Here is a 2,131-nt window from a genome sequence, read left to right on the forward strand (position 1 = left end):
GCCGCTTAAGACGCGGCAGGACAAGTAAGGAAGTGGGCAGATCTCATGGCCACCGGTGGGCAGTTCTACTGGCCGTCAGTGGGCACTTTCGTGGCCGCCTACGGGCAGTTTTTCATGGCCGCTTACATTTAGGTAGAAGTCATAGACCGCGGCGTAATGGCCTAAGAGTCCGTGCCCACGATTGATGCGACGACGCAGAAGCTCTGCCGCGTTTCCCGCCGCATTGCCGTTGTTTGGATCCGCCTCCAAAGCGTCCGTATAGCACTGATATGCCTCAACCCAACGCCCGGATTCGTCCAGGGAGTTACCCAGGTTACATAAGGCTGTCGAACGGGCCGTCCCGTTCAGATCCGAGCTGTTCGCAGCACGGACATTTAAAACGCGCGTGCGACGGACAATTTCGCGCTCCTTCAATCGGAAAGGAGTTCGTTTCCCTGCCTTAGTTTCAGGTTTTGCGCGGTGCTCGGTCCAAGCCAGATAGTGAATCGATGTCAGTGCATTTGCGAGGTTGCAGGCTGCCGAAGCTTTGGATCCTTCATCCACGTTCTCCCCGTCAAGTACGTCCTGGGCCCATGCGATTCCACGATTTATTTCATCCACGTCGGATGCATCACTTGCGACATCTATCTGCAGCGACGACAGGTGCAGGAGCATCCTCATGCATCTTCTGGCATCCGCGCTTCCGGAAAGAATCAGTTCCTCTAGGCCGGTGTGGATGGCGTCGAGTTTCTGCATTGCCACCCTTGGCTGCCACATCCATCTTGAGCACTCGCTGATATCGCGTGCCAATTGCTCGAATTTCTGGCGCCCTTCGCGACTCTCCATGCCGACTCCCCCTGTTGAACCTGATGACCCAACGACGTGGTTGGGCCAGATGACTAAACAGTATCGGCGCCTACCGTCAGTTTTAGCTGTATTGACCGTTCGCGGACCTCGCACCTCACAATGAGGGGACAACCGGCATTCCAAGCGATACTTGTCTGACCATCTGGCTTATTTTTTCCTGCGCTGCTTCGAGGCTGATCTCTATACCTTCGAGTTCGCCCAGCCAGCCGCGATCTTCGGCTTCTATCTTCCGTATCCGAAGGGCTTCTATAAGTTCTTCGAGCCGGGCTCGTTGTGTTGGATCGGGGCGCAGCATGGGGCATCTGATGCAGGCAATGTTCGTGTATGCAAGGAGTCCCATAGGCCCGTCCGCAACTGCCGAGTTCAACCTTTCGCTTTTTGAAGTGCTCGTAAAACTCGCTGATTTCGGCGTCTGTAGGTTCGATGTAATCATCGGCAGGCCGCATCGCCCTGCGCCTGTCGAGGAAACTGCGGAAGTGCCCGAGCCCAGAAATCCTGCAGATACCGCTCCACACTGGGAACTCGCGCTTCGTCAGCGTCTAACACTTCCCAGTACGGCGAAACTGGCAAGGCTTTAACGCTGCCAACGGACCGAAGGCCAACAACAATGCCGTGATTCTGAATACCCATACTGCAGCCTCCATTGGCTCAGTCGTCCGAGCTATCAACCCTCAGGGTCTGACAGGTCCTTACTTCACGTGATTCATGCTGCTGCAGAGCAGTGACATCTCCTTGGCCCGGGAGGCAGCCGTCGTTCCCGTCAGTGATCGTTTGCCTACGCGAGGGAGGTGACGCTGCGTTAGTCCGGTCAACATATCCCCACGTGACCAGCCGGTTGAGGTAGTCACGGTGGCTTTGGTGCGGTGACCGCCATGTGTCCTTGGCGATGGTCTTTTCGTACCCTGCGCAGATCAAGGCGATCATGGAGAACTCGGGCCGGGCGGTAGTGTTGGCGACGTGGTCGCGGAGGGGGTTCCAGCCCCAGCGTCCTGCCTTGTCTTCAGTTTTGGCTCCGATCATGTCGGCGGCGACTTCGCCCTGGTAGCCGCTGGCGGTTTCGGGGTGGTGGGTGATGGCGTGGACCGTGAAGTAGTGCCAGCCCTTGGGTGCCTGCTTCCGAGCCAGCAGGTTCTTCACGAACTCCCGGCGCACGACACCAGCTTCTCTGCACTTTGCAACCGGCATGGATTCGGCTCAGGCGCAGCGACATATCACTTTCTGCAGCCATCAAACGGGTCTTGAGAACGGGGCTTTCTGGTCGTGTGACTGCTTGCCTCGAGCCGGG

General features: G+C 57.4%; 2 protein-coding genes and 1 pseudogene. All 3 read right to left on the reverse strand.

Going from position 1 to position 2,131, the window contains the following annotated elements:
• Nucleotides 1-75 precede the first annotated feature (75 nt).
• The gene (locus ACWRN3_RS22770; protein WP_476742019.1) at nt 76-735 is read right to left on the reverse strand and encodes a tetratricopeptide repeat protein; all 660 of its coding nucleotides are present in this window, start codon (nt 733-735) and stop codon (nt 76-78) included.
• Nucleotides 736-940: 205 nt separating this feature from the next.
• Nucleotides 941-1,141, reverse strand: coding sequence for a hypothetical protein (locus ACWRN3_RS22775; protein ID WP_255173600.1), 201 nt, complete (start codon nt 1,139-1,141; stop codon nt 941-943).
• Between the two features lie 518 nt (nt 1,142-1,659).
• A pseudogene (locus tag ACWRN3_RS22780) lies at nt 1,660-2,007 on the reverse strand (ParB/RepB/Spo0J family partition protein); the annotation flags it as partial.
• Nucleotides 2,008-2,131: the final 124 nt, after the last annotated feature.

It is taken from the genome of Pseudarthrobacter sp. rb (assembly GCF_056389225.1).

Coding starts and splice junctions, on each gene's coding strand:
- ACWRN3_RS22775 (WP_255173600.1), bottom strand. CDS start 1,141: ATGCTGCGCCCCGATCCAACACAACGAGCCCGGCTCGAAGAACTTATA.
- ACWRN3_RS22770 (WP_476742019.1), bottom strand. CDS start 735: ATGCAGAAACTCGACGCCATCCACACCGGCCTAGAGGAACTGATTCTT.